The organism is Halorubrum sp. Ib24, from assembly GCF_002252745.1.
Taxonomy (GTDB): domain Archaea; phylum Halobacteriota; class Halobacteria; order Halobacteriales; family Haloferacaceae; genus Halorubrum.
This window is the reverse complement of record NZ_NHOX01000013.1, coordinates 1-24,933: the sequence shown is the minus strand read 5'-3', so window position 1 is coordinate 24,933 and position 24,933 is coordinate 1. Positions and strand designations below refer to the sequence as shown.

Sequence of the window (24,933 nt, the reverse complement as noted above, 5' to 3'; positions counted from 1 at the left end):
CCGCCGACAGCGAGACGACCGCTGCGGCGGGGGAGAGAGAGGCCGAAGGGACGCCGGCGACCGGACCGACCGCCGTCGACGAGTGTCCCGAGTGCGGCGGTCGGACTCGCGTCGACTCCGCCGAACGCGTCTGTACGGAGTGCGGACTCGTCGTCGAGGCCGATCGGATCGACCACGGCCCGGAGTGGCGGTCGTTCGACGACGACGACGCGAACCCCAAGCGCACCGGCGCGCCGCTGACGCGCTCGCGGCACGACCGCGGACTCTCGACGGAGATCGGTCGCTCGACACGCGTGAAGGGGCGCAAGCGCCGGCGGCTCGCCCGGATGCGGACCCAGCACAACCGGGCGCAGATCTCGACGAAGCGCGACCGCAACAAGGTGTACGCGTACACCGAGATCCGTCGGCTGACCGGCGTCTTGGAGCTCCCCGACAGCGTCCGCGACGCGGCCTGCGCGCTGTTCGACTCGGCGCAGGACGAGAGCCTGCTGCGGGGGCGGTCGCTGGAGGGCTTTTCCGCCGCCTGCGTCTACGTCGCCTGCCGAACCGCCGACGTGGCCCGCACGGTGGGCGAGGTGTGCGCCGAGGCGAAGGCGACCGAGGACGAGCACCAGGCCGCCTTCGACGCGATGAACCGAGAGCTCGGGCTCCCGATCGGGCCGACCGGACCCGCGGAGTACCTCCCGCGGTTCGCGAGCGACCTCGGCTGCGCGGCCGACGTGGAGCGGCGGGCGGGCGAGCTCGCGGAGCGCGCCGTGGAAGAGGGGATCGCGAACGGCCGCAACCCGGTCGGCGTCGCCGCCGCCTGCCTGTACACCGCGGCCCGCGAGCTGGGCGCCGACTGCACGCAGCGGGAGGCGGCCGACGTCGCCGACGTGACGCCCGTGACGGTCCGGCGGACGTACGTGGACCTGACCGGGGAGTGAGCCGGGCGCGACCGGGGCGCCGCGGGCGGAGCCGTCAGCCGATCAGGAGCCAGCCGAGGACGACGGCGGTCCCGCCGACGACGGAGCTGACGGCCGCGTGAGTGCGGAGTCGGTCGCGGAGGCGGTGTCCGTCGGCCGCGGCGTCCGCGGGGCAGGTCTCGCTTCCGGCCGTGCACTCGGACAGCAGATCGACGGCGACGTGGAGGAACACGCCGGCCCCGACGCCGAACAGCAGACCGCGGACGGTGCTGGACGGGGTGACGCCGACCGCGGCGACCGGGAGGGCGATGAGGCCGACGGCGGCCGCCGGGAGCGCGAGCACGGCGACCGACCGGTCCCGCCCGGCGAGGCGGCGCGCCGCGGCGTACCCGGCCGGCGCCTTGTGCGAGACGAGCGCGATACCGAGCAGCGACGTGAGCGACGGCATCGCGCCGTAAATGGCGCCGATGATCGCGCCGGCCGCGAGCGCGTGGACCGTCAGCTCCGCGGCCGTGTGGTCGACCGGGAGATCGAGGTGCGTGAACCGGTGTCCGAGCGAGTGACCGGCGTACCCCGCCAGGAAGCCGACGGCGATGCCGAGGCTACCGAAGCGCCCGTGTTGGGCGAGCGCTTGCGGGATCAGAAACAACGCCGTGCTCGTCACCATCGCGCCGCTCGCCAGCCCGTACCCCCAGACCGGTTCGAGCGGGTGATCGGCCGCCGCCGCCCGGGCGCCCAGCGGCGCGCCGAGCGCCATCGCACCGAACGCCACCCACGAGATCGCAGGTAGCTTCCACGTGACGTCGGTCGCGAGCGCGAGCGCCGAGAGAGCGACGAGCGCGAGCACGCCGGCGCCGCCGATCGCCCGCTCGCGGGTCGACAGCGGGACCCGATCGCCGTTCGCCCGGTCGGCGATGTCTTCGAAAGACACCATTGTGCATTAATAACTATATTGTATTAATTGATAATTGTTCCGCCGAGGACGCGATTCGCGGAGCGCTATCGGGGCGTCGAATCCGGGACGAACGGGCCGAGAGAGCCGCAGTCCGTGACGCCCCGTCGGGCGGGCGCGCGGCGTCAGCGGGGACGCCGCGAGCCGAGGCGCGCGGAGCGGCCGACGGTACGAGAGGAACGCGGTACGGCCGGCGGCGCGGTAGGCGCGTGGTGCACGCGGTGCGCTCTGGCGAGCGCAGCAAAAATGTGAGGTCACAGAGGCCATTACCTGATATTTCTGTCATACCACTTATCATCCTATCTGCTGATATACGGATGTCGACCGGGAATATCGGTCGACGCGATCCCCGGAACGGGGAACGCTGTCAGAGGCACGGCGCGTGACTCGGTGAGGACAGCGAGTCACGCAGGTCGCCGCTCGGAGGACGTCGGTGGGAGACCGGGCCGAGTGTGAGGCCGAGCAGACGACCTCGTCCGGTCGCGTGAGACGGAGAGCTGAACGGCCGTCGAGTCCCGCACACGCGTACATATTCGGTATCGCCCGCGGGAAGCGGATTATTCCGTGAAACGTGACATACTGATTCGGTGAAATTATTCGGCATGAATTCGGACGTGTCAGTTACTCGGTTCGACGCGGCGAGTGCACCATCCGCGCTCGACGCAATGTTCGATGCGGTCTCGGCGTTCAAAAACACGGAAGGCGACGAGCTCCGACGCCTCGATAGGTACGTCAGCCCCGATGGCATAAACCTCCTCTTCGGCGGGCCGGGCGGTTCAGCGACGCGTCTCGAAGAGGGAACGCTGTCGTTCCGGTACGACGACGTGTTCGTGACGATGACGCACGACGAGCTGATCGAGGTCATCGACGCCGACGCGTTCCGCTCACGGCCATTGCATTACGGACTCTCAGCGGACGCACGCGCACGGGAGTCGACCGAAGCGGCTCTCGAAGTGGCGGCAACGGCACTCGCCGAGGCTGAAGAACACGTCTGGACCGCCGCTACCAACGCGTCGGACAGTGAACTCGTCGACCCGCTCTGGGCAGTGGTGGAGCGGCTCTGGGCCATTCAGACATTGATCGATGACCTGACCGCTCGGCCGTGTTCGACTGAACCGCTGGCAACACGGGTCGATGACGAGCGGTGACGAGGTGACCGAGGACGCGCTGTTCAACCTCGGCGTCGACCTCAACCGGGAAGAGACAGTAGGCGGCGCTGTTGATCGGACACTGACCGCGATCCGTGCCGCACTGGGAGACGCAGCGATTACCGTGTGGCGAAACCACAACGAGCGCGACAGCAGCGTTGAGAACGCCCAACCGCCGGAACAGCCGTCCCAACCGGCGTTTAGTTCCGAACGTCATATCGGTCGGCCGGGCCGAACACCCCCACCGGACGCAGCTCTTATCAAGCGATGTTTCACGACTGATGCGCCGGCTCGAACCGACGGGGTGGCCGGACCAATCGCACCGGATGACAGCCGCTGGCTGCCGCGTGAGGAACTGTTCGTTCCGATCGGTCCCGAGCGTGTGCTGTCGGTTGGATGGGGTCACCGCGACGCTGCGACCGCGTTGGACGGGGCCGCCGTCCGCGATGTCCTAGAGCGAGCAGCGGAGTTACTGGCCGCGGCACTCGACCGCATTGGCTCCCAGACACGTGAGCCGACAGGCGAGATCGCCTCTGAGATTCGCCTCGGGGCGTTTCAACAAGCGATTGAGGACGCCGCCGATGGCGTCGCCATTCTTGACGACGAGTCGTACGTCTATATCGACCAGACGCACGTCGACATGTACGGATTCGACAGCAAACAGGAGTTGCTCGGTCGAAGTTGGCGAGAGCTATACGCTGCGGATGAAGCGGCACGGATCGAGAAGGAAGCTTTCGACGCGCTCGAACGCGATGGTCACTGGCAGGGGCGAGTAACGGGAAGTCGGCCAGATGGAACGACGTTCCCGGCGGAGCTGTCCCTGACGATGGTCACCCCATCCCGAATGGTCTGTACGGTGCGTGACGTGAGCGATCGTGAAGCGCGGGAACACGAACTCGCATTAAAAGAGCGGGCGCTGGACGAAGCAGGGACCAGCATCCAGATTACGGACCCGACCCAACCGGGGAACCCGTTGGTGTACGTCAACGAGGAGTTTGTACAGCTAACCGGATACGAGCGGTCAGAGGCTCTCGGCCGAAACCCGAGATTCCTCCAGGGCCCCGGATCAGATTCGGAGACGACAAAGCGCATCCGTACGGCGATCGAAACCGAGCGACCGATAACGACTAAGCTGAGAAACTACACCGCGGAGGGTGAACCGTACTGGGCGAAGCTCTCCGTGACGCCGGTTCGAGACGCAAACGGAATCGTGACAAACTACATCGGGGTTCAACACGATATTACTGAGCAACGACGGCGGATCAGAGAGCTCAGAGACCAGACTGAGCGGCTGGAACTCGTCCTCAGCGGGACGGAGACGGGCATCGGTGAGTGGGACTTCAGTACCAACACAGTCACGTTGGACGCCACTTTACGAGAGACGGTCGGAGCGAGCCCGACGACGATAGACGAATGGCAAGCAGTAGTTTATTCGGAGGACCGCGAACGTGCCGCTGACGCCCTGCGGCGCCCGATCGAGACCGGTGACCCGGCTGCTGAGACGATACGAATCGGGACGGATGACAGCGAAGTCACGTGGATAGATATACACACCGTTGTGAGTGATGCGGGTGATGGCTCTGCCAGTGTGCTGGCGATGGGGCGGGACGCGACGAAGCGCTCCGAGCGTGTGAAATGGGCGTCGAAACTGTTTGATCAGGGCCCGCTGCTGTTCGTTCAAACTCGGGCCGTTGGCGGCGAAGCAGTCATTGAGGCCTGTGACCGGTCGTTTTCCGACGCGCTGGGGTGCGAGCGCGAAGCGGTGGTTGGACAGCCGCTCAGTGAGTTTTATGACGATAGCTCGACTGATTCACTCCAGTCAGACGGCTACGAACGCGCGCTTAGCGGTGATCTCACCGTCGCAGAACGCACGCTCGTGACGACGGACGGCGACACGGTCCCGTGTCTGTTACGGGCGATCCCACGCACCGTTGACGACGAAGTCGTCGGTACCGATGTGTTGTTTATTGATATCTCTGAACGCGAGAAGTACACTCGGCGACTGGAGGCTGTGTTTAACAGCCCACACCAGCTTACCGCGTTAGTCCGCCCCAATAAAACCGTGACTGACGTGAACGATACGCTGGTCGCACGCATCGGTGTTGATCGGTCGGCAATTGTTGGTGAACCGATAGACAAATTCCCGTGGCTGAGCCTTGACCCGAACCACGGACTCACGGTTTCTGAGGCGGTCAACCGCGCGGGTGACGGTGAACTCGTCCAGACCGAAGGAGAACTACAGGGTCCAGATGGTCTCGCACGCATCGACGTGTCGTTCAAGCCAATTCGTAACGCCGCTGGTGAAATCACGCTGATCGCCGTTGAGGGGAAGGATATCACCGTGAAGACGCGACAGCGACAGCATTTACAGGTGTTCCAGCGGGTCGTCCGACACAACGTCCGCAACGATTTAAACAAGCTCGTGGGATGGACAACGATGCTCGCCGAGGAACCGGACGCTGACTGTCGTCAAGATCACCTCCGCCGACTGACGCGTATATTCGACGGATGGGAACGGCTTACGAACAAAATGCAGGTGATCGATCGCGCGATACGGGAGATACCACACGACGAGTCAACCGTTAACATCGCTGAGGTCACTGAAAAGGCCGCGACGGCGGTACGGGATGACCACTCGGACGCAACGATCGCCGTCTCTGTCGACGCGACCGACGGGACTGTCTCACGATGGCTTACACACCCGCTTACCGAGGTGATAAAGAACGCGGTGGCCGCAGGAGACAGAGAAGACCCGCACGTCAACGTATCGGTGAGACAGGCAGACGACGGCTGGCTCCAGATCGTCGTGACTGACGACGGGCCTGGCATGCCAGATATCGAGCGGGGGGTACTCGTCACCGGCGAAGAGACGCCGTTACAGCACGGTTCCGCGCTCGGGATCTGGCTGATTCGTATGTTAGTTTCGATGCTTGGCGGGGAGGTCGACGTCGACGTGACCGACACAGGTACCGAGGTCGTGCTTCGCGTTCCGACGGCGTCAGCAAACCGCAACCCGGCTTCGGTCGAACCCAGCCGGATGGCCTAAAGAGCGTACTGTACAAACCGCGAGGAGTATGGGGTGGTCGACGAACAAAGCGCGGCCTCACGACGAAGATCAGCGAGCCGAAATCCAGCGATCGAGGCCGGCTCGTGGCCCGGATTCGCCGGGTGCTATTCCGAGGTAGACTCGCCGCCACCTTCGTCGGCTGTCCCGGAGAGCTGTCGGTCCACCAACCGGACCGACGCTTCGCTATCCGAGCACGGCGCCGAGCCAACCACCTGCCATGTGGGAGCAACGTCCTGCTTCCCAGACACGCGCGCCTCGATCTGGCCGTCGCCGGTTCGTATCTCGATGACGTAATCGAGGTGCGCCGCCCCGAACCGGTCGGCGCCGTCGACGTCGGTTGTCGGCGGCAGGTGGACGAGTCCGCCGACGCCCTGATTGCGCCACTGGCCGACCAGCTCGTGGAGGAACCTGTCGAGCGTGCGGGCGTCGTGGTGCGCGAGCAGCTGCGTCATCGTCGCGATCGCGAAGGTCCCGGGTCGGTCGTCCGTCGCGAGCCGCATCGTCGCGCGCTCGGCGGCGACCCCGAGCGACGTGAGGTCGCCGCACCGGACCGACCCCGCGTCGCTCGTCGCGATGTCGACGCCGCCGTCCGCCTCCGCGCCGGGCGTCGAGTCGATGACGAGCGGGTCCATCGCCGAGAGTCGGCCGTAGACCTCGTGACGCGGGTACTTCGTCGTCAACACCGCGCCCGTTTCCGCCATCGCCTCGTACACGGCGTAGAACAGGTCGTCGTACAGCTGGGAGCTCGGCGCCGCGAAGCCGACGACGTCGTCGTACTGAACGGCGGTGTCGGCGATAAAGGCCGGCGTGACCGTCTCCGGAGAGGGGTTCAACACGGCTTCGAACACCTCTCCGGGGCGTCGCTCGGCGGCGAGCAGCCTCTCGACCAGGTCGTCCCCCCGTTCGTTGACGGAGACGGAGGGGTGGACCCACGACGACCGGTCGTCGCCCGCCGCGCTCGCGAGGGGGTCAGTAGAGCGGTTCAGGTACTCGTACACCAGCGTCGGCAGCTCGGATCCGTCGGCGCTCACCGATCCTCACCCCCGGTCGACACTGCCCGTGTGAGGGGCGCCACAGGAGTTCGCACCGCGCCGTTTCGAGCGGGGTTCATACCTGCTATTGTCGTAGTATCGCCGATAGTTCTACGTCCGAAGATATGTGGCAGGCCGGTGTGATACCGAATATGTCCGTGTGAGTTGCCGCGGTCGGCTGGCGGCCGTCACTCGAAGAAGCCGCGCATGATCTTCGACTCCGCGGCGCGGAGGTGCTGGTGGAGCGTCGACGAGGACACGTCGAATCGGTCAGCGAGGTCGGTGCCGCTGATGCGGCGCGGATCGTCGTAGTACCCCTCTCGGAGCGCCGTCTCCGCGATCTCTCGCTGGCGGGTGGTCAGGTCCGGCTCCCCGGTCGACCCGTCGGGGCCCCCGGACGGCTCGGAGACGTGCCGCTTCGAGACGAGCCGACACGAGTCGGAGACGGGAACCAGCGCCGCCCGGACCCGCCCGATCACCGTCGGGTCCGTCGTCCGAAACGCCAAGACGTCGGCGTCCGGGCGGGAACGGACGCCGCGCAGCCGCGTGTCCGTCCCGGCGAGCACGTCGCGGACGGCGGCCAGCGAGCGGTCCGGCGTGTCCCGCATCCGCACGGCGACCTCGTGGGTGTCGCGGTCGACGGCGTCGACGCCGTCGAGTTCGATGCCCGGCGTCGCCGCGACGTAGTCGCGGAACGCCGTTTCGGTGTAGCCGTCGACGCGGCCGGTCAGGTGAAAGCTCTCGCCGCCGGTCATCGCGACGTGCTCGACGGCGATCGAGCCGTCCGCCGGGAGGCCGGGGAAGAGCGGCGACGGCCGCCGGCACTCCAGGGCGAAGGCGATAGGCGCGTTCGACGCGGTGGCGGACTCGAGCGTCGACAGGCGCATCCCGGCGGCGTCCGCGACCGCGCCGAGCGCGCGCCGCTCCGGCTCGGCGAAGCGCTCGGCGTCCGTGCTGATGAACTCGGCGACGGCGTGGACGGTCCCGTAGTGGCTCACCGGAACCGCGAACGACTCCCGGTAGCCGAAGTGGAGCAGCCGGTTGATCCACTCGCCGTGACCGGCCGCGGTCGCCTGCCCGTCCACGGCGTGCTGCCGCTCGTCGCGCGTGGCGGCGACGACCGCGGGGAACGACTGCTCGTCGGTCTCGTACAGCTTCGCGGGTCCGCCCGGCTCGGTCACCTCGACCGGGTCGACCCGCTTTGCGGCCGGGTCGTACGTGCCGACGAACGCGTACTCCGCCACCCGACCGCCGACGTCGACGATCGCTTCGCGCACCGCAGCCGGCGTCTCCGCCGTCGCGATGGTCTCGACGGCGTCGACGACGCCCTCCCGCAGGTCCCTGTGCCGGTTCGCCTGTCGCCGGGTGCTGGCGACGTCGTTCGAGAGGCCCGCTATCGACGTCTCCTGGCGGAGCTGGGTGAGCGCGGCCGAGACCTGCTGGCTCACCGCCCGGATGAACGACTCCAGCGACTCGTTCGGCTCGTCGACGACCACGCTCAGCAGGCTCGTGTCGCCGAGCTGCGTGGCGAGCGCCTGCTTCCCGGCCGCGTCGGCCGAGTCGACGACGGCGTCGGCCGGGAGCCAGCACGTCTCGGGCTCGCTGAACGCTCGCCAGAGGTCCGTCTCGCCCGGCTCGATGCGTCGGCGACTGGGCGGGGCGACCTCGTCGCCCGCGGTCGCCAGCCGCACCAGCTCCCCCTCCGAGGTGTCGCGGTCGTATATCGCTAGCTCGTCCGCCGTCACCACGTCGGCGACCGCCTCGACGCAGGCGTCGAACGCGTCCTGCGGGTCCGTCGCCTGGAACACGCGGTTGCTCACGGCGTAGAGGTTCGTCAGCCGGCGCTGACGGTCGAGCTCGTCGCGCGCGTCGGTGAGGTCGGTGATGTCGTTGGCGACGCCGAGCACCGCGTCTCCCTCGCCGTCGACCGGAGAGAACGGGATCTTCCACGTCTCCAACACGCGTTCGTTGCCCGCGGCGTCGGTCAGGGCCTCCTCGGTGCGATGGAGCGGCTCGCCGGTCTCGATCACCCGCCTGTCGTCGTCGGCGAACGCGTCCGCCTCGTCCGGGTCGGTCGCGTAGTCGGCGTCGGTCGATCCGATCAGGTCCGAGACCGTGGTGCCGTACGCCTCGGCGACCGCCTCGTTCGCGAGTAGGAACTCGCCGTCGGTGTTCTTCGCGAATATCAGCTGCGGGACCGTGTTGATGACGCGTTCGAGCTGGTTGCGCTCGGCCTCGATGCGGTCGCGTGCGGCGCGCAGCTGTCGGCGCTGCGCGACGAGTTCGATCGCCGTCCGGAGGTACTGCGTGACGATCAGGATGAGCTCGCGCTCGTCCTCGTCGAGGGCGTCCGACTCCCGCGCCCCGACGATGAACACGCCGTCGTCGCCGACGGGGACGATGAACTCCGTGCTGATCGGCGTCGCCGAGTTATGGACCCCGCGCTCCGCGGCGACGGCGGGATAGTACGCCGGCGTCCCGGCGTCGAACGCGTCCCACGCGAGCGACTCGCCCGGGCGGAATCGCGGCACGTCGTCGACGATCGACGCCCCCTCGTCGGAGACGGACACCGGGACGAGGGCGTCGTCGGGGGCGCTCGGCCCGGCGGAGTCCGTCTCGGCGGCGCCGTCCGCCCAGTAGCCGGAGAACGGTCGGTCGATGATCTCCGCGATCCCCTCGATCGCGGTGTCGATCACGTCCTCGTACTCGTCCGCGGTCATCAGCGTCTCGGCGAGCGACCGCGTCTCACCGAGGCGGCGGAGCCGGCGCTCCTGCTCGGTGAGGTCGAGGTTGACACAGGTGATCCCGCCGTCGGGGAGCTGCGCGAGCGACACGCGTTGCGTGATCGGCGTGCCGTCCCGCTTGACGCCGACCAGCTCCCCGTCCCACGATCCCGTCTCCGCGACGACCGGGAGGACCTCGCGTTCGATCCGCTCGATGACATCGTCCGCGTAGATCTGTCGCCACGTCCCGCCGAGCAGCTCGTCGGCGTCGTCGTAGCCGAACATCGTGACGTGGGCGTCGTTGAGGTACGTGTACGTGCCGTCCGCGTCCAGCAGCGCGATGCCGGATGTCGTGAGGTCCATCGCGGTCGCCTGCCGTTCGACCCGGGTGAGGTGCGCCACCCGCTCGCTCGCGTCCGTGAAGATGCCGAGCACGTACTCCGTGCCGGCGTGCGTGAACGGCGTCGACCGCACGTCGACGGGCACCGTCGACCCGTCCGCACGCAGGATCGTGACCGGCTCCGCCGCCTCGCCGGAAGCGCGTTCCCGTCCCGCGTCTCGGACCGCCTGAAACCCCTCGCGCACGTTCTGCTCGGCCTCCGGCGGGTGAAGCTCGGTCTGGTGCATGCCGACGAGCGACGAGCGGTCGCGACCGAACAGCTCGGTCGCGGCCTCGTTGACCGCGACGACCGTGCCGCTGTCGGCCTCCGCCGCGAGGATCGGAGAGGGAGCTTTTATCGCCAGCCGCGCCAGGAACGGGTCGGCCCCAGAGTCGGCCGAGATGCGATCCAAACTCATCTTGTTACGTAAATCAGCATTCCGAACTGACCTGAGTGTATCGGCTCGGGAGCGCTCCCGAGCGCTCGGGAGCGATCACGTGACGTGGGGACGGATCGCACGAAAACCGTTAAGCCCGGCTGTCGCCTACGAGCGTGTATGAGCGCTGACCGGTCCGCGTTACGGCGGGCCATCGAGCGCGGCGAGCGCGACGGCGGCGCGATCGAGTTCAAAGAGCGGCTGACACGCGAGGTCCACTTGGCGGAGGGACGCATGGAGTCGCTCGTGGCCCAGCTCCGCCACCGAGTGCTCTCGGGCGACGGCGAGGCGACGTACGTCCTCGGCGTCACCGACGACGGCGGGCTGGCCGGGATCGCGCCCGAGACCTTCTCCGAGACGATGGACGTCCTCTCGCTGTTGGCCGACGAGGCGGACGCCCACATCGCCGACGTGGAGACGTGGAGCGCCGGCTCGGCCGGCAACGGCGGTTCGGAGGGACTCGTCGGTCTCGCGACCCTCCGCGACGGCGGGATGTTCGAGACGGACGACGACCACCTCGTGGTCGGCACGGCCGGCCACGTCGACCACGGGAAGTCGACGCTCGTCGGCACCCTCGTGACCGGGCGGGCCGACGACGGCCAGGGCGGGACGCGCGGCTTCCTCGACGTCCAGCCCCACGAGGTCGAGCGGGGGCTCTCCGCCGACCTGTCGTACGCCGTCTACGGCTTCGAGGAGGCGGGCGGCGAGCCGGTCCGGATGGATAACCCGCACCGCAAGTCCGACCGCGCGCGGATGGTCGAGGAGGCCGACCGACTCGTCTCCTTCGTCGACACGGTCGGCCACGAGCCGTGGCTGCGGACGACGATCCGCGGGCTCGTCGGCCAGAAGCTCGACTACGGGCTCCTCGTCGTCGCCGGCGACGACGGGCCGACGAAGACGACCCGCGAGCACCTCGGCATCCTGCTGGCGACCGAGCTGCCGACGATCGTCGCGATCACGAAGGCGGACGCCGTGAGCGACGACCGGGTCGCCGAGGTCGAGCGCGAGGCCGAGTCGATGCTACGGGACGCCGGGCAGACCCCCCTCCTCGTGGACCGCCACGGGATCGACGCGGCGGTCGCGGAGGTCGGCGACGGCGTCGTGCCGCTCCTCCGGACCAGCGCGGTGACGAAGGACGGGCTCGGGACGCTCGACCGACTGTTCGAGACGCTTCCGAAGCGGGCGACCCCGGAGCGCGCGGAGTTCCGGATGTACGTCGACCGGAGCTACAAGGTGACCGGCGTCGGCGCCGTCGCGTCCGGCACGGTCAACTCCGGCACCGTCGAGGCCGGCGACGAGCTCCTCCTCGGCCCGATGGCCGACGGCTCCTTCCGCGAGGTGGAGGCGCGCTCGATCGAGATGCACTACCACCGGGTCGACAAGGCGAGCGCCGGCCGGATCGTCGGCATCGCGCTGAAGGGGGTCGACGAGGCGGAGATCGAGCGCGGGATGGCCCTGGTGGCGCGCGAGAGCGACCCCGACCCCGTCCGCGAGTTCGAGGCCGAGGTGATGGTGCTGAACCACCCGACCAGAATCCAGGAGGGGTACGAGCCGGTCGTCCACGTGGAGACCGTCTCCGAGGCCGCCGTCTTCGCGCCCGAGGGCGGCCGGCTCCTGCCCGGCGACACCGGACAGACGCGGGTCCGGTTCAAGTTCCGGCCCTACCTCGTGGAGGAGGGCCAGCGGTTCGTCTTCCGCGAGGGGTCGAGCAAGGGCGTCGGGACGATTCGGGGCGTGGACTCGGCGGAGTGAATCGACGGATTGGGCCTCAACGGGACAGTTCAGTCCCCCTCGACGAAACGGATCAGTCCCCCTCGACGGAGACGAGTTCCATCAGCGGGTAGCCGTCGGCCATCGTCATCTGAGTGCGAACCGTCACGCCCTCGTGTTCGATCCGCATCTCGACGTCGATCAGCGAGCCGGTGAGCTCCGTGTAGCCGTTCTCGTGGTCGATCGCGTCGGCGACGCGGTCGTCGTGGATGTCGACGGTCACCGACTCGCAGAACGGCTGGTTCTCGATCGACTCGGCCATCGCGGCCTCCAAGCTCCGCGTGCTCGACGGGCTGACCGGCGTCCCGGCGAACTGGTGGTACAGCGAGCCGAACTTGATCCCGGCCTCGAAACACGCCTGCTGAGCGTCGCTTGCCATGTCCGTACTGCGGCGGCAGCGGCCTAAGAGGCTTCGGAGGGTAGCGGCGTTACTCGGTGGCCGTCGGCGGATCTCCCAAGAGCGACTCGACGGGAAGCGGCTCGATCCCCGTCTCGTCGAGGTAGCGCTCCAGCCGCGGGACCCGGTCGGCGAAGTCCTCGGGGTCGTGCGAGTCGGTCCCCACGACGAACCGGACGCCGCGGTCGCGGAACGCCTCCGCGAACGGATCGGTCGGGTGAAACAGGTCGAACTCGCCGCGGTCGCCGGCCCTGCCGGCGTTGATCTCGGGAACGGTCCGGGAGTCGGCGCAGGCGGCCGCGACCCGGTCCCGGTGGGCGGCGGTCGTGAGCCCGCGGAGCGCGGGGTGGTTCTCCACGAGGTCGACGTGCGCGAGCACGTCGAACAGCCCCGACCCGACGAGCGAGACGACGGCGTCGTAGTAATCGTCGACGAACGCGCGGCGCTCGGCGTCGCTCGCGTCGTCGAACGACTCGAACGGGAACACCTGCTTCCCGGCGACGTAGTGGACGCTGCCGATCGCGTAGTCGAAGTCGGCCGCGGCGAGGAAGTCGCCGATCGCGGGCGCTAACTCGGGCTCGTAGTCCATCTCGACCGCGTCGTAGAGGGTCAGATCGGTCCGGTCGGCGGCGACCGCGAGCGCCTCCCGCCGGCGCTCGTGCGTGCGGTCGAAGTTGCGGTTCCACAAGAGGCGCTCGTCGCGCCACGCCTCGCTCAGGCTGCAGTGGTCGGCGAACCCGACGGCGTCGAGCCCCGCCGCCTCGGCGGCGTCGACCATGAGCGGGATCCCGGACCCGTCGGAGTAGGACGTGTGCGCGTGGACGTCGACGGTCACTCGTGAACGGAGGGGCCGAAGCGGCGTAAGCCCGTCGCGGGCGTGGAGTCGGGGGAGACGGCCGACCCCCGCCCACCCCGTCGTTCTCGAACCGAAGCCGTTTGGTTCGGGGGCCGGAATCGGTCCGTATGAACGCGCTTCGCGTGACGGGCGGCCGCGTCCTCCGCCCGGACGGCTCGGTGACCGTGGCCGACGTGACGATCGACAGCGACGCGGGACGGATCCTCGCGGTGGGAGACGACGCGGCCCCGGGCGCGGGGGACGCGCCGGCGGCCCCCGACGAAACCCTCGACGCCGAGGGGTCGCTCGTGATCCCCGGGCTCGTCAACGCGCACACGCACGCCGCGATGACGCTGCTCCGCGGGTACGCCGACGACAAGCCGCTGGACGCATGGCTCCGAGAGGATATCTGGCCGGCCGAGGCCGAACTGACCGACGACGACATCGAGGCCGGCGCCGCGCTCGGCGCGCTGGAGATGATCCGCTCGGGGACGACCGCGTTCGCGGACATGTACTTCGCGATGGACCGGGTGGCCGAGGTCGTCGACCGCGCCGCCCTGCGCGCGCGGCTCGGGCACGGCGTCGTGACGGTCGGCAAGGGGGAGGCCGACGCCCGCGCCGACGTCGAGGAGAGCCTCGCGGTCGCCCGCGAGCTCGACGGCGCCGCCGACGGGCGGATCCGGACCGCGTTCATGCCGCACTCGCTGACGACGGTCGGCGAGGAGCTCCTGCGCGAGGGGGTCGCGGCGGCGCGCGAGGCCGGCGTCCCGGTGCACCTCCACGCGAACGAGACGGTCGACGAGGTCGACCCGATCGTCGACGAGCGCGGGGAGCGCCCGGTCGCGTACGCGGCCGACCTCGACGCGCTCGGCCCGGAGGACTTCTTCGCGCACGGCGTCCACCTCGACGACGCCGAGATCGATCGGCTCGCCGACGCGGGGACCGCGGTCGTCCACTGCCCGGCCTCGAACATGAAGCTCGCCAGCGGGATGGCCCCCGTCCAGCGGCTCCGCGAGGCGGGCGTCACGGTCGCGCTCGGCACCGACGGGGCGGCCTCGAACAACGACCTCGACGTCTTCGACGAGATGCGCGACGCCGCGATGCTCGGGAAGCTCGCCGCGGACGACGCCGCCGCGGTCCCGGCCGAGGCCGTCGTGGAGATGGCGACCGCGGCGGGCGCCGACGCGCTCGGCCTCCCCGGCGGGCGGATCGAGCCGGGCGCGGCCGCCGACCTCGCCGTCGTCGACCTCGACGCCCCGCACCTCACGCCCGTCCACGACCCCGTCTCGCACCTCGCGTACGCGGCGCGCGGGAGCGACGTGAGGCACACCGTCTGCGCCGGTGAGGTGTTGATGCGCGACCGAGAGGTGCTGACGCTCGACGCCGATGCGGTTCAGGAGCGCGCGGCCGAGGCCGCCGCCGACCTCGTCGACCGCGTCGACCAATAGCGATCGCGTCGACGAACGGGAGCGCCGCGACGAAGCGAGCACACCAGCGAATAGCGAGCGCGGTCGCACCGCGTCCGAGCCGCGTCCGAGCCGCGTCCGAGCCGCGGACCGGCGTCATCGGCGCTCGGATCGGAGGCAATATGGACCGATTACCGCCGAAGTGCCGGTGAAACACAAAACTACCGACACAGAGCCGCTAAGTCGGATAAAATCCGGTTTAAACCGGCTTAACTGAACTCTCTATTTATATGTAAAGGGCCAGTGGCCTCAGGTGGACATGAGAGAACGCACGACAGCCATCCTACTGGTCGCGGTCGTCGCGCTCGGCGCGATGACCGGCGTCGCCGCCGCCGACGGCCACCTCCAAGTGGCCGTCGACGACGACGGCGAGCAGCCGACGGTTACGGTGACAGACGAGAACGGCACCGCGGTCGAGAACGCCACGGTCAACGTGAGCGTGGTCGACGCGGAGAACGAGTCGTACGCGGGAGCGGGCGAGTACGAGACGGACGGGAACGGCACCGTCGACCTCCCCGTCCCCGAAGAGGACGTGACGGTCGAGGTGACCGCCACCGCCGAGAACGACTCCGTCTCCGCGACGGCCGATCTGGAGGCGCCCGACGGCCTCGAAGTCGACGTCGAGAACACCGACGGCGAGCCCGTCGTCACGGTCACCGACAACGACACCGCGGTCGAGAACGCCTCGGTGAACGTCACGACCGCCGACGAGAACGCCAGCTACGCCGGCACGGGCGACTACGCGACCGACGAGAACGGCACGGTCACGCTCCTCGCCGCCGAGGAGGACGTCACGACCGACGTGACCGCCGAGCACCAGAACGACTCCGTCTCGACGACGGTCGACCTCGAGGCGCCCGAGGGCCTCGAACTCGACGTCGAGAACACCGACGGCGAGCCCGTCGTCACGGTCACCGACGACGGCGAGGCCGCCGAGAACGCCTCCGTGAACGTCACCACCGCCGACGGTCAGAACGTCACCTACGTCGGCGAGCGCGACTACGAGACCGACGAGAACGGCACGGTCACGCTCCCCGCCGCCGAGGAGAACGTCACGGTCGACGTGACCGCCGAGTTCGGGAACGGCACCGTCTCGACGACGGTCGACCTGACGACCGGCGAGGGGGCCGCGGAGGACCGGCCGTTCGGACAGCTCGTCCGCGAGTTCGTCGAGCAGATCGGCGACCGCGAGGGCGGCATCGGCGACGCCGTCTCGGACTTCGTGACGGAGAACAACCCGGGTAACGCGCCGGACCACGCGGGCGGCCCCGGCGGCCCGGACGACGCCGAGAATGACACCGCCGAGAACGAGAGCGACGCGCCCGGTAACGGCAACGGCAGCGCGCCCGATCACGCGGGACAGGGCAACGACGGCGAACAGGGTCCCCCGGAGCACGCCGGTAACGGCGACGACGAGGGCGACGACGCGGACGACGCGGACGACGCGGACGACGACGCGGAAGAAGAGAGCGACGCGGAGGATGACGACGAGGAAGCGGACGACGACGAAGACGATGACGACGATGACGACGACGGCGCTGGCGGCCCGGGTAACGGGAACGGCAACGGCCCGCCGTAACTGACGCGCGAGCGACGCGGTAACCGAGACGCGACCGACGCGGATCCCTTTTCAGCGTTTTCAACGCGACCCGGTGTCGGCAGGGTTTAGTGCGCCGTGAGCGAACCGAGAGGCATGAGCGAAACCGCGTATCCGCCGGTGGCGAAGCACCTCTCGGACCTCGAGACGGCCCGGGAGGAGGGGCGCCGGAAGATGGACTGGGCGCTCCAGCACATGCCGATCCTGAACGCGCTCCGCGAGGAGTTCGTCGACGAGCAGCCGCTCGCGGGCGAGACGATCGCGATGGCGATGCACGTCGAGGCGAAGACGGCGAACCTCGTCGAACTGCTCGCCGACGGCGGCGCCGAAGTGGCGATCACCGGGTGCAACCCGCTCTCGACCCACGACGACGTGTCGGCCGCGCTCGACACCCACGAGTCGATCACCTCCTACGCGGTCCGCGGCGTCGACGACGAGGAGTACTACGACGCGATGCACGCCTGCATCGCTCACGACCCGACCATTACGGTCGACGACGGGATGGACATGGTGAAGCTCGTCCACGAGGAGTACCCCGAGCTGATCGACTCCATCGTCGGCGGCGCCGAGGAGACGACGACCGGCGTCGACCGCCTGCGCGCGATGGACGCCGACGGCGAGCTCAAGTATCCCGTCTTCGCCGTGAACGACACGCCGATGAAACAGCTGTTCGACAACGTCCACGGGACCGGCGAGTCCTCGCTCGCGACCATCGCGATGACGACGAACCTCTCGTGGGCCGGCAAGAACGTCGTCGTCGGCGGCTACGGCCAGTGCGGGAAGGGCGTCGCGAAGAAGGCGTCCGGCCAGAACGCGAACGTCATCGTCTGCGAGGTCGACCCCCGCAAGGCGCTGGAGGCGCACATGGAGGGGTACGAGGTGCTGCCGATGGCCGAGGCCGCGGCGAAGGGCGACGTGTTCATCACGACGACGGGCAACCGCGACGTGATCACCCGCGAGCACTTCGAGCGGATGCAGGACGGCGTCCTGCTGGCCAACGCCGGCCACTTCGACGTCGAAGTGAACCTCGACGACCTCGACGACCTCGCCGTCGACCGCTACGAGGTCCGCGACGGCGTCGAGGGGTTCGAGCTGGACGACGGCCGCGTCCTCAACGTGCTCGCCGAGGGCCGGCTCGTCAACCTCGCCGCGCCCATCTCGCTCGGCCACCCGGTCGAGGTGATGGACCAGAGCTTCGGCGTCCAGGCGGTCGTCGTCCGCGAGCTGGCCGCGAACGGCGAGGCGTACGAGCCCGGCGTCCACGACGTGCCCGACGAGCTCGACCGCGAGGTCGCCGAGATCAAGCTCGCCGCGGAGGGCGTCGAACACGACGCCCTCAGCGACGCGCAGCGCGAGTACATGGACAGCTGGGAGCACGGGACCTAACGCGGCGGCGGCGTTTATAATCAGATTTGTGCGGTGGCGCGCGCCTCCGAGTGGCCGACAGGCCACCAGGAGCGCGTGCGAGGGACGCGGCGACCGGAGGGAGCCGCGAGGCTGGGGAGGCGTGTGGTGCGGTCGCGGTGTGGTCGGGTGGGACTCAAAGGGGCAGCCGCGAAGGCGGGCGCAGGCGACGTAAGCACCGTAGCGAGGGAGTGAGCGAAGCGAATGACCGAGTGAGGCGCGCAGCGAGCGTGCGCCCGCCTTCGCGGCTGGGGCTTTGGAGGCGTTCTCCGCCGATCCATCCCCGATCATTTATAAACAGTCGACCGCGCTTCCTTTTTGAGCGACAACCACGTACGAGTAGTAGTGACAGTCACGAGCGTCCACGACCCGAGCCACCGCGAGGCCCTCTGGGAGTTGGAGGACGCCTTCGAGCGCGGCGACCTGATCAGCGTCTTCGGGCGCTGCACGGTCAGTTACGAGGGCCGCGCCGCGTCCGACCTCGGCGCCGGCGACCGCCTGCTCGTGTTGAAGCCCGACGGGGCCGCCCTCGTGCACACCGACGAGGGACGCCAGCCCGTGAACTGGCAGCCCCCGGGATCCGAGCACCACGCCGCGGTCCGCGAGGGGCGGCTCCGGGTGCGTTCGACGCGCACCAACCCCGACGAGACGCTCACGGTCCGCTTCGACCGGGTCCACCAGCTCTCCGCGATGGCGGTCACCGGCGGGCGCGACCTCGCGCTCCACGGCAGCGAGGAGGACCTCCGGACCCGGATACTAGAGCGCCCCGAACTCGTCGAACCGGGGTTCGAGCCGAAGGCGACCGAGCGCCCCTCCAGCGCCGGCCCGATGGACGTGTTCGGCGTCGACGGCGACGGCAACCCGGTCGTCGTCGAGCTGAAGCGCCGGCGGGTCGGCCCGGACGCTGTCGGCCAGCTCGCGCGGTACGTGCGGGCGCTCCGCGAGGAGTTGGGGGCGGCGGACGCCGACGCCGACGGCGACGCGCTCGGCGACGGCGACGGCGACGCGCTCAGCGACGGCGACGGCGGGACCCTCGTCCGTGGAGTCCTCGTCGCGCCTTCGGTCACGGACCGGGCCGCCGAGCGGCTGGCGGACCGGGGGTTCGATCACGTCGCGCTCGAACCGACGCCCGAGGAGTGAGGCGGCGAGCGCCGTGAAACGAACCGACGACGCCGCGGTATCGAAGGGTTTATCGCCGCAGCGCGGGCTACATCGGGCAAGTAGCCATGTCTGACAAACCCGCCTCTATGTATCGGACGATCGACAAGCCGTCGTACACCCGCCGCGAATACATCACCGGGATCCCCGGCTCGAAGATCGCCCAGCACAACATGGGCGACCTCTCCGCCGAGCCGGACGACTACCCCGTCCAGATCAGCCTCCGCGTCGAGGAGGAGCTCCAGATCCGCCACGGCTCGCTCGAGAGCGCGCGCCTCTCGGCGAACCGTCACCTGATCAAGGAGCTCGGCGAGGGCAACTACAAGATGACCCTCCGCAAGTTTCCCCACCAAGTCATCCGGGAGAACAAGCAGGCGACCGGCGCCGGCGCGGACCGCGTCTCCGACGGGATGCGGCAGGCGTTCGGCAAGCCGGTCGGGACGGCCGCCCGCCTGAACGCGGACGACATCGTCTTCACCGCCTACTGCGACGTCGAGCAGGCGTCCGTCGTGAAGGAGGCGTTCCGGCGCGCGTACAACAAGCTCTCGCCCCCGTGCCGGATCACGGTCGACCGCGGCGAGAAGCTCCTCGTCTCGTAACCCCGCCGGCCTTTTTCGAGGCGCGGTTCTCACGCCCCGAGCCGTGCGGCCGGACGAGGTGACGCGAGAGCCGCCGCACGGCGAGCCGAACTCCTGAAATACCTTCCTCGCGTATCGACGGCCAGTGTCACAGCAGTTGGCCGAGGTCGAGACGCTGTTCCTCCACGAGGCGCGGAGCGACTACACCGTCGTCGCGAACCGGGACGGGAACAGGGTGCTCCGCGGGCGGCTCGAACTCAAGGAGACCTCCGCGGGCCCGCGCCCGGGGAAGTTCCGCGTGATCCGCGACGGCGAGGACCACCCCCGCCGTCCGGACGAGTTCGTCGACCTCGCCCGCGCGGCCGACCGGATCCGCATCTCCGAGCAGACGTCGCCGGAGAACCGGAAGCGGCTGGAGGCGATGCTCGACGGCTACCAGCTGGAGGCGATGGCCGTCCGGACCTGCCGTCGCTGCGCGAACGACGGGCGATACGGGCCGATCACGAGCGAGAACGCGGTCGAACACAACGACGAACTGATCTGCCGGGACTGCGCCCGCAGAGAGCTCGAACGGGAGCTCTCGTATAAAGGCGAGTTCACGGGCGCCGCCGAGGAGCGGTTGGAGGAGCTACTCTACGAGTCCGGCGACCTCGATCGGATCGTCAACCTCCTGCAGGGCGGGCTCGACCCCGACCTCACCAAGTACGACGAGGTCTCCGCCAACGTCGACGACGTGAGCCCCGTGCGCACCGAGGACCTCGATCTCCACTCGGACCTCTCCGCGCACCTCCAAGGCCGGTTCGAGGAGCTGCTCCCGGTCCAGAGCCTCTCCGTCCGAAACGGCCTCCTCGAGGGGGACGACCAGCTCGTCGTGAGCGCGACCGCGACGGGGAAGACGCTGGTCGGCGAGCTGACCGGGATCGACCGAGCGCTGAAGGGGGAGGGGAAGCTCCTCTTTTTAGTCCCGCTCGTCGCGCTCGCCAACCAGAAGCACGAGGACTTCAGGGACCGCTACGGCGACCGGCTCAACGTCTCGATCCGCGTCGGCTCCTCCCGGGTGAACGACGACGGCAACCGCTTCGACCCGAACGCCGACGTGATCGTCGGCACCTACGAGGGGATCGACCACGCGCTCCGGACGGGGAAGGACCTCGGCGACGTCGGCAACGTCGTCATCGACGAGGTCCACACGCTGAAGGAGGGCGAGCGCGGCCACCGGCTCGACGGCCTCATCTCCCGGCTGAAGTACTACAGCGAGAATCGGATGGAGACGCACTCGGGATACGGCGGCACGCAGTTCGTCTACCTCTCCGCGACGGTCGGGAACCCGGAGTGGCTCGCCGAGAAGCTCCGGGCGACCCTCATCGAGTACGAGGAGCGCCCCGTTCCCATCGAGCGGCACGTCACCTTCGCGGACAGCCGTGAGAAGGCGCAGATCGCCGACAAGCTCGTGAAGCGGGAGTTCGACACGAAGTCGTCGAAGGGGTACCGCGGACAGACGATCGTCTTCACGAACTCCCGGCGGCGCTGCCACGAGATCAGCCGGAAGCTCCGATACGACTCCGCGCCGTACCACGCCGGCCTCGACTACAAACGCCGGAAGCAGGTCGAACGCCAGTTCGGGAACCAGGACCTCTCCGCGGTCGTCACCACCGCGGCGCTGGCCGCCGGCGTCGACTTCCCCGCCTCGCAGGTGATCTTCGACTCGCTGGCGATGGGGATCGAGTGGCTCTCCGTCCAGGAGTTCTCCCAGATGCTCGGGCGCGCCGGGCGGCCGGACTACCACGACCGCGGGCGCGTCTACCTCCTCGTCGAGCCCGACGGCGTCTACCACAACTCCATGGACCGCACCGAAGACGAGGTCGCGTTCACCCTGCTGAAAGGGGAGATGGAGGACGTGGCGACCCACTACGACGAGGCGGCCGCCGTCGAGGAGACGCTGGCCGACGTCGTCGTCGCCGGCAAGAAGGCCAAGCGGCTCAACGACCGGATGATCGGCGAGGTGCCGACGAAACACGCGATCGGGAAGCTGCTGGAGTGGGAGTTCATCGACGGCTTCGAACCCACGCCGCTCGGCCGCGGCGTCACGCGGCACTTCCTCGCGCCCGACGAGGCGTTCTTCATCCTCGACGCGATCCGGAAGGGGACAGACCCCTACCAGATCGTCGCCGACCTCGAACTGCGCGACGACGAGGAGTGAAGCGGCAGGCCGTCGCGGGGCGGCCGCGGTTGAGAACAGCCTTGACCGCGCAACGAAACGCTTTACCGGCCGATGCGGGTATGTGCAGGTACGGGGCCGTGGGGTAGTGGTATCCTCGCTGCCTTGGGTGCAGTGGACCTGAGTTCGACTCTCAGCGGCCCCATCTACTACTCTTCGCCGTCACAGACGATCTGCGCAAGCTCCTTATACAGCTCTGGATGGTGTTTTTCGAGAACCGCTAGATCGGTCTGGAGTTCTTCGTGTATTCGGTTCCGAATTCGAGACACAGCTTGATACTGGTTCGAGCTGGCCTTCTCCGATCTGAGATGTTCGCGTTCGGTTTCGGTGAGGAGAGCGCGTGTTCGGGCCACACTCAGTTTACGCACCAATCTGGTAATTGTTTGGCGCTGTTCGATCGGCATAGTTTGCAAATACACAAATGTAAGTCCCATGACTTTCAAACGGGATAACGAATCACGGCAGATATGGAATCACACAGGCAAGGCGATCTCACCGAACAAATCGTCATTACGGAACTGAAGAAGCGCAATATTAGCGTATCAACGCCGGTAGGCGACAACGAAAGATACGACGTTATCTTGGAAAAACCAGACGGCGGTCTGCTGCGCGGACAGATCAAAACGGGGCGATTGAAAGACGGGGTAATTCGATTCAAAGGAGTAAGTCAACACACGAATTCGTCCGGGCATGTGTACAAGGAGTACGGCGACGATGTCGACTGCTTTCTCGTATACTGCGACGAAACAGAGGAGACCTATTTTATCGATTCAGAGGAAGTTGGTACCTCGATGCACTTGCGCATCGACACGCCTACTCGAAAGACCAGTCAGATCAATTGGGCTGATGACTATCGGCTCGATCACCAGTGGCCACCCGACGGCCACAACGAGGGTGACTCAGCGGTCTCTGCAGCTATCGATGCGCTTGAGAGCGTAGAGGGTTCGGTGTATATTGATCCGATCAGAGAGGACAGCCGGAATCTGTTGTTCGTGGACACAGACGGTGAAACACATCGGAGTCGAAACCGGATGGATCGTGAATGGCCGGGTCCGGTTCACGCCGAGTAATTCCGCAGAGTACCATCTCGTATACTGCGATGGCTTGGACGATTTGCTGTCTGTACATACTGATGAGTTTAATGAATCAATCTCTTTCCGGGTAGACAGCGAGAATACGCGAGGGACCAGATCGAATCCAGTAGATGAGTACGAGTTCGGGAACAACTGGCCACCAGTAGTCGTCGGGACTTCGCAGACGGATCCGACGCCGGAGCTGTCCCAGTTCATCAGTAGACTGCGAGAGGGGCAAGTGTCGTACAGCCGCGTGGAGTGCAGCGATAAAAAGACGGCAGAGGTCCACAGTAAGCAGTTGGACTTCCGAATCTGCGTCGAAACAGCGTGGATCGAGAACGGGCTACTCCGGTTCAACGCGAGCGGCGATAATGCCGATTATTATTCGCTCAAGAATCCTGAAAAAGAAGAGTGGTATCTCGTGTCAGATGATTCGTTCGGGGATTCTGTCTCTCTGCGAATAGATCCGCCCGAAAAAGAGGATAGTCGGATCAATTTTGCAGAGGATTACCTGTTAGAAAAGATGTGGCCAGTATAGACAGACACATGGTTCGGTGACCCTTCTGAGAGTCGAGTCACCGAGTGGAAACCTTACCGCTCTAACACCGTCCCGCTGGCGCCGACGGCGTAGTCGCGGGCGCCGTCGAACGCCGCGACGGCGCGGAGGTTCTGTCCGGAGGGCGTGTCGACGACGCCCCAGGCGCCGTCATCGCGCCCGACGACGGTGCCGCTTCCGCCGACCGCGACGCCGCCGGCGTCGCTCGTGACCACGTCTTTGAGACCGGCCTCTGCGATCCGGTCCGACCGCCACTCGACGCCGTCGTAGACGTAGAGGGATCCGCCGCCGCCGACCACGGTCGCGTCGTCGGGGGCGTCGGCGTCGAGGCCGGCGAAGGTCGTGTCGGCGTTCTCTATGCCGAACGCCTCCCACGTCGGGCCGTCGTCGGTGCCGAACACCGTGCCGTTCGTGTCGATCAGGGTTCCCGCGCGGGCGCCGTAGAACTCGACGGCGGGGATCCCGGAGCCGGAACCGGGCGTGAGGTAGTTCCAGGTACCCTCCTCGCCGTTGTCGAAGCTGTAGTACACCAGCCCGGAGTCGTCGACGACGTACACGTCCGCGTCGCCCGCGGGACCCGTGACGGCGACGGAGTTGAACTGGTTGGAGGCGCCCGTCGGCTTGGACCGGTCGATCAGGTTCCCGGTCGTCACGTCGTACTCGCCGACGGCGCCGCTGTTGCCGACGAACCAGAGCCGCTCGCCGTCGTCGGTGACGGCGGCGCCGTACAGCCCGTTGCCGTTGCCCGTGGGCCCGCCGCGGAACACCGTCTCCCAGCCGGCCGCCGTCCGCTCGATCAGGACGCCGCCCGCGCCGACCGCGTGCGGGTTCGTCGCCGTGTACCGGACGTCGTGGAGGGTCCCGTCGACCGGCGTCTCGGCGACGGTCCAGTCGGAGGTCGAGGTCTCCTCGGCCGACGCGACGGCGGGGACGGCGGCGGCCGCGATCGATGCGCCTGCGAGCTTCACGACCGAACGTCGAGTGTGTCGGCTCATCGCAGTTCGGCGTTGGTCCGGGGCGGGTGTGAAAACCGAGAATATTAGGCCCGAATTAAAGTTGATTGCCGCGGTTTTATCCCGTCAACGGACGGTGGTTTGAAGTAAGCGAACGCAGCCGTCGTGTTAACTTAAGCATGATTCCACCAGACGGCGTGGGCTTGCAACCACGTTTCCGCGGTCGGCGGATCGACGTGGCTGAAACAGTTTGAAAACGAAGAGGTTCGGCGTTGTACTTCTCTAA

The 24,933-nt window shown here is 67.8% G+C and carries 19 protein-coding genes, 1 tRNA gene and 1 pseudogene; 13 read left to right on the top strand and 8 right to left on the bottom strand.

Features of this window, described 5'->3' with window-relative positions; all coding sequences use genetic code 11:
- A partial coding sequence (locus DJ82_RS02675; RefSeq protein ID WP_241881386.1) for a transcription initiation factor IIB family protein occupies positions 1-926 on the top strand: 926 nt, incomplete at its 5' end.
- Positions 927-960: 34 nt separating this feature from the next.
- On the opposite strand, the gene DJ82_RS02670 is transcribed toward DJ82_RS02675, so the two are convergent.
- The gene (locus DJ82_RS02670; protein WP_394338180.1) at positions 961-1,839 is read right to left on the bottom strand and encodes a ZIP family metal transporter; all 879 of its coding nucleotides are present in this window, start codon (positions 1,837-1,839) and stop codon (positions 961-963) included.
- Between the two features lie 620 nt (positions 1,840-2,459).
- On the opposite strand from DJ82_RS02670, the gene DJ82_RS02665 reads away from it, so the two are divergent.
- Both DJ82_RS02665 and DJ82_RS02660 read left to right on the top strand, forming a co-directional pair.
- The gene (locus tag DJ82_RS02665) at positions 2,460-3,005 is read left to right on the top strand and encodes a HalOD1 output domain-containing protein (protein ID WP_094524622.1); all 546 of its coding nucleotides are present in this window, start codon (positions 2,460-2,462) and stop codon (positions 3,003-3,005) included.
- The gene (locus DJ82_RS02660) at positions 2,992-6,051 is read left to right on the top strand and encodes a PAS domain-containing protein (RefSeq protein ID WP_094581001.1); all 3,060 of its coding nucleotides are present in this window, start codon (positions 2,992-2,994) and stop codon (positions 6,049-6,051) included. The genes DJ82_RS02665 and DJ82_RS02660 overlap by 14 nt, the downstream gene beginning before the upstream one ends.
- Before the next feature lie 125 nt (positions 6,052-6,176).
- On the opposite strand, the gene DJ82_RS02655 is transcribed toward DJ82_RS02660, so the two are convergent.
- Both DJ82_RS02655 and DJ82_RS02650 read right to left on the bottom strand, forming a co-directional pair.
- Positions 6,177-7,103, bottom strand: coding sequence for a hypothetical protein (locus tag DJ82_RS02655; protein WP_094581000.1), 927 nt, complete (start codon positions 7,101-7,103; stop codon positions 6,177-6,179).
- Between the two features lie 188 nt (positions 7,104-7,291).
- Positions 7,292-10,624, bottom strand: coding sequence for a PAS domain-containing protein (locus DJ82_RS02650; RefSeq protein WP_094580999.1), 3,333 nt, complete (start codon positions 10,622-10,624; stop codon positions 7,292-7,294).
- 138 nt (positions 10,625-10,762) lie between these two features.
- On the opposite strand from DJ82_RS02650, the gene DJ82_RS02645 reads away from it, so the two are divergent.
- Entirely contained in the window at positions 10,763-12,394 is a 1,632-nt protein-coding gene (locus tag DJ82_RS02645; RefSeq protein WP_094580998.1) for a GTPBP1 family GTP-binding protein, read from the top strand.
- A gap of 52 nt (positions 12,395-12,446) precedes the next feature.
- On the opposite strand, the gene DJ82_RS02640 is transcribed toward DJ82_RS02645, so the two are convergent.
- Together DJ82_RS02640 and DJ82_RS02635 are read right to left on the bottom strand one after the other, a co-directional pair.
- Positions 12,447-12,791, bottom strand: coding sequence for a dihydroneopterin aldolase family protein (locus DJ82_RS02640; RefSeq protein WP_094580997.1), 345 nt, complete (start codon positions 12,789-12,791; stop codon positions 12,447-12,449).
- Positions 12,792-12,840: 49 nt separating this feature from the next.
- Entirely contained in the window at positions 12,841-13,644 is an 804-nt protein-coding gene (locus tag DJ82_RS02635; RefSeq protein ID WP_241881385.1) for a PHP domain-containing protein, read from the bottom strand.
- A 128-nt stretch (positions 13,645-13,772) separates the two neighbouring features.
- Between DJ82_RS02635 and DJ82_RS02630 the strand changes: the two genes are divergently transcribed.
- The 7 genes from DJ82_RS02630 to DJ82_RS02600 all read left to right on the top strand — a co-directional run bounded on the left by DJ82_RS02630 (position 13,773) and on the right by DJ82_RS02600 (position 22,210).
- Positions 13,773-15,092, top strand: a complete 1,320-nt coding sequence (locus DJ82_RS02630) for an amidohydrolase (protein WP_094580996.1) — start codon at positions 13,773-13,775, stop codon at positions 15,090-15,092.
- Positions 15,093-15,369: 277 nt separating this feature from the next.
- On the top strand, positions 15,370-16,689 hold the full coding sequence (locus tag DJ82_RS14885; RefSeq protein WP_198948000.1) for a DNA primase: 1,320 nt from the start codon (positions 15,370-15,372) through the stop codon (positions 16,687-16,689).
- Between the two features lie 114 nt (positions 16,690-16,803).
- Positions 16,804-18,093, top strand: coding sequence for an adenosylhomocysteinase (locus DJ82_RS02620; protein ID WP_094580995.1), 1,290 nt, complete (start codon positions 16,804-16,806; stop codon positions 18,091-18,093).
- 363 nt (positions 18,094-18,456) lie between these two features.
- The gene (nucS, locus tag DJ82_RS02615; RefSeq protein WP_094580994.1) at positions 18,457-19,251 is read left to right on the top strand and encodes an endonuclease NucS; all 795 of its coding nucleotides are present in this window, start codon (positions 18,457-18,459) and stop codon (positions 19,249-19,251) included.
- A gap of 86 nt (positions 19,252-19,337) precedes the next feature.
- Positions 19,338-19,868 (top strand): 50S ribosomal protein L16, encoded by a 531-nt coding sequence (locus DJ82_RS02610; protein ID WP_094524631.1) that lies wholly within the window; start codon positions 19,338-19,340, stop codon positions 19,866-19,868.
- A gap of 124 nt (positions 19,869-19,992) precedes the next feature.
- Complete coding sequence (locus DJ82_RS02605; protein WP_094580993.1) at positions 19,993-22,047, top strand: DEAD/DEAH box helicase; 2,055 nt, start codon at positions 19,993-19,995, stop codon at positions 22,045-22,047.
- A 92-nt stretch (positions 22,048-22,139) separates the two neighbouring features.
- A tRNA-Pro gene (locus tag DJ82_RS02600) sits at positions 22,140-22,210 on the top strand.
- A gap of 4 nt (positions 22,211-22,214) precedes the next feature.
- Here the strand turns inward: DJ82_RS02600 and DJ82_RS02595 are convergent.
- Entirely contained in the window at positions 22,215-22,418 is a 204-nt protein-coding gene (locus DJ82_RS02595) for a hypothetical protein (protein WP_094581002.1), read from the bottom strand.
- Positions 22,419-22,532: 114 nt separating this feature from the next.
- Here DJ82_RS02595 and DJ82_RS14365 point away from each other — a divergent pair, with 114 nt between their 5' ends.
- Positions 22,533-23,135 (top strand): group I intron-associated PD-(D/E)XK endonuclease, encoded by a 603-nt coding sequence (locus tag DJ82_RS14365; RefSeq protein WP_143420496.1) that lies wholly within the window; start codon positions 22,533-22,535, stop codon positions 23,133-23,135.
- A complete protein-coding gene (locus DJ82_RS14360; protein WP_158217270.1) occupies positions 23,071-23,676 on the top strand; it encodes a hypothetical protein in 606 nt (201 codons plus the stop codon). Before DJ82_RS14365 ends, DJ82_RS14360 begins: the two co-directional genes overlap by 65 nt.
- A gap of 53 nt (positions 23,677-23,729) precedes the next feature.
- On the opposite strand, the gene DJ82_RS02585 is transcribed toward DJ82_RS14360, so the two are convergent.
- Positions 23,730-24,689, bottom strand: a complete 960-nt coding sequence (locus DJ82_RS02585) for a hypothetical protein (RefSeq protein ID WP_094580991.1) — start codon at positions 24,687-24,689, stop codon at positions 23,730-23,732.
- A 131-nt stretch (positions 24,690-24,820) separates the two neighbouring features.
- A pseudogene (locus DJ82_RS02580) lies at positions 24,821-24,933 on the bottom strand (IS6 family transposase); the annotation flags it as partial.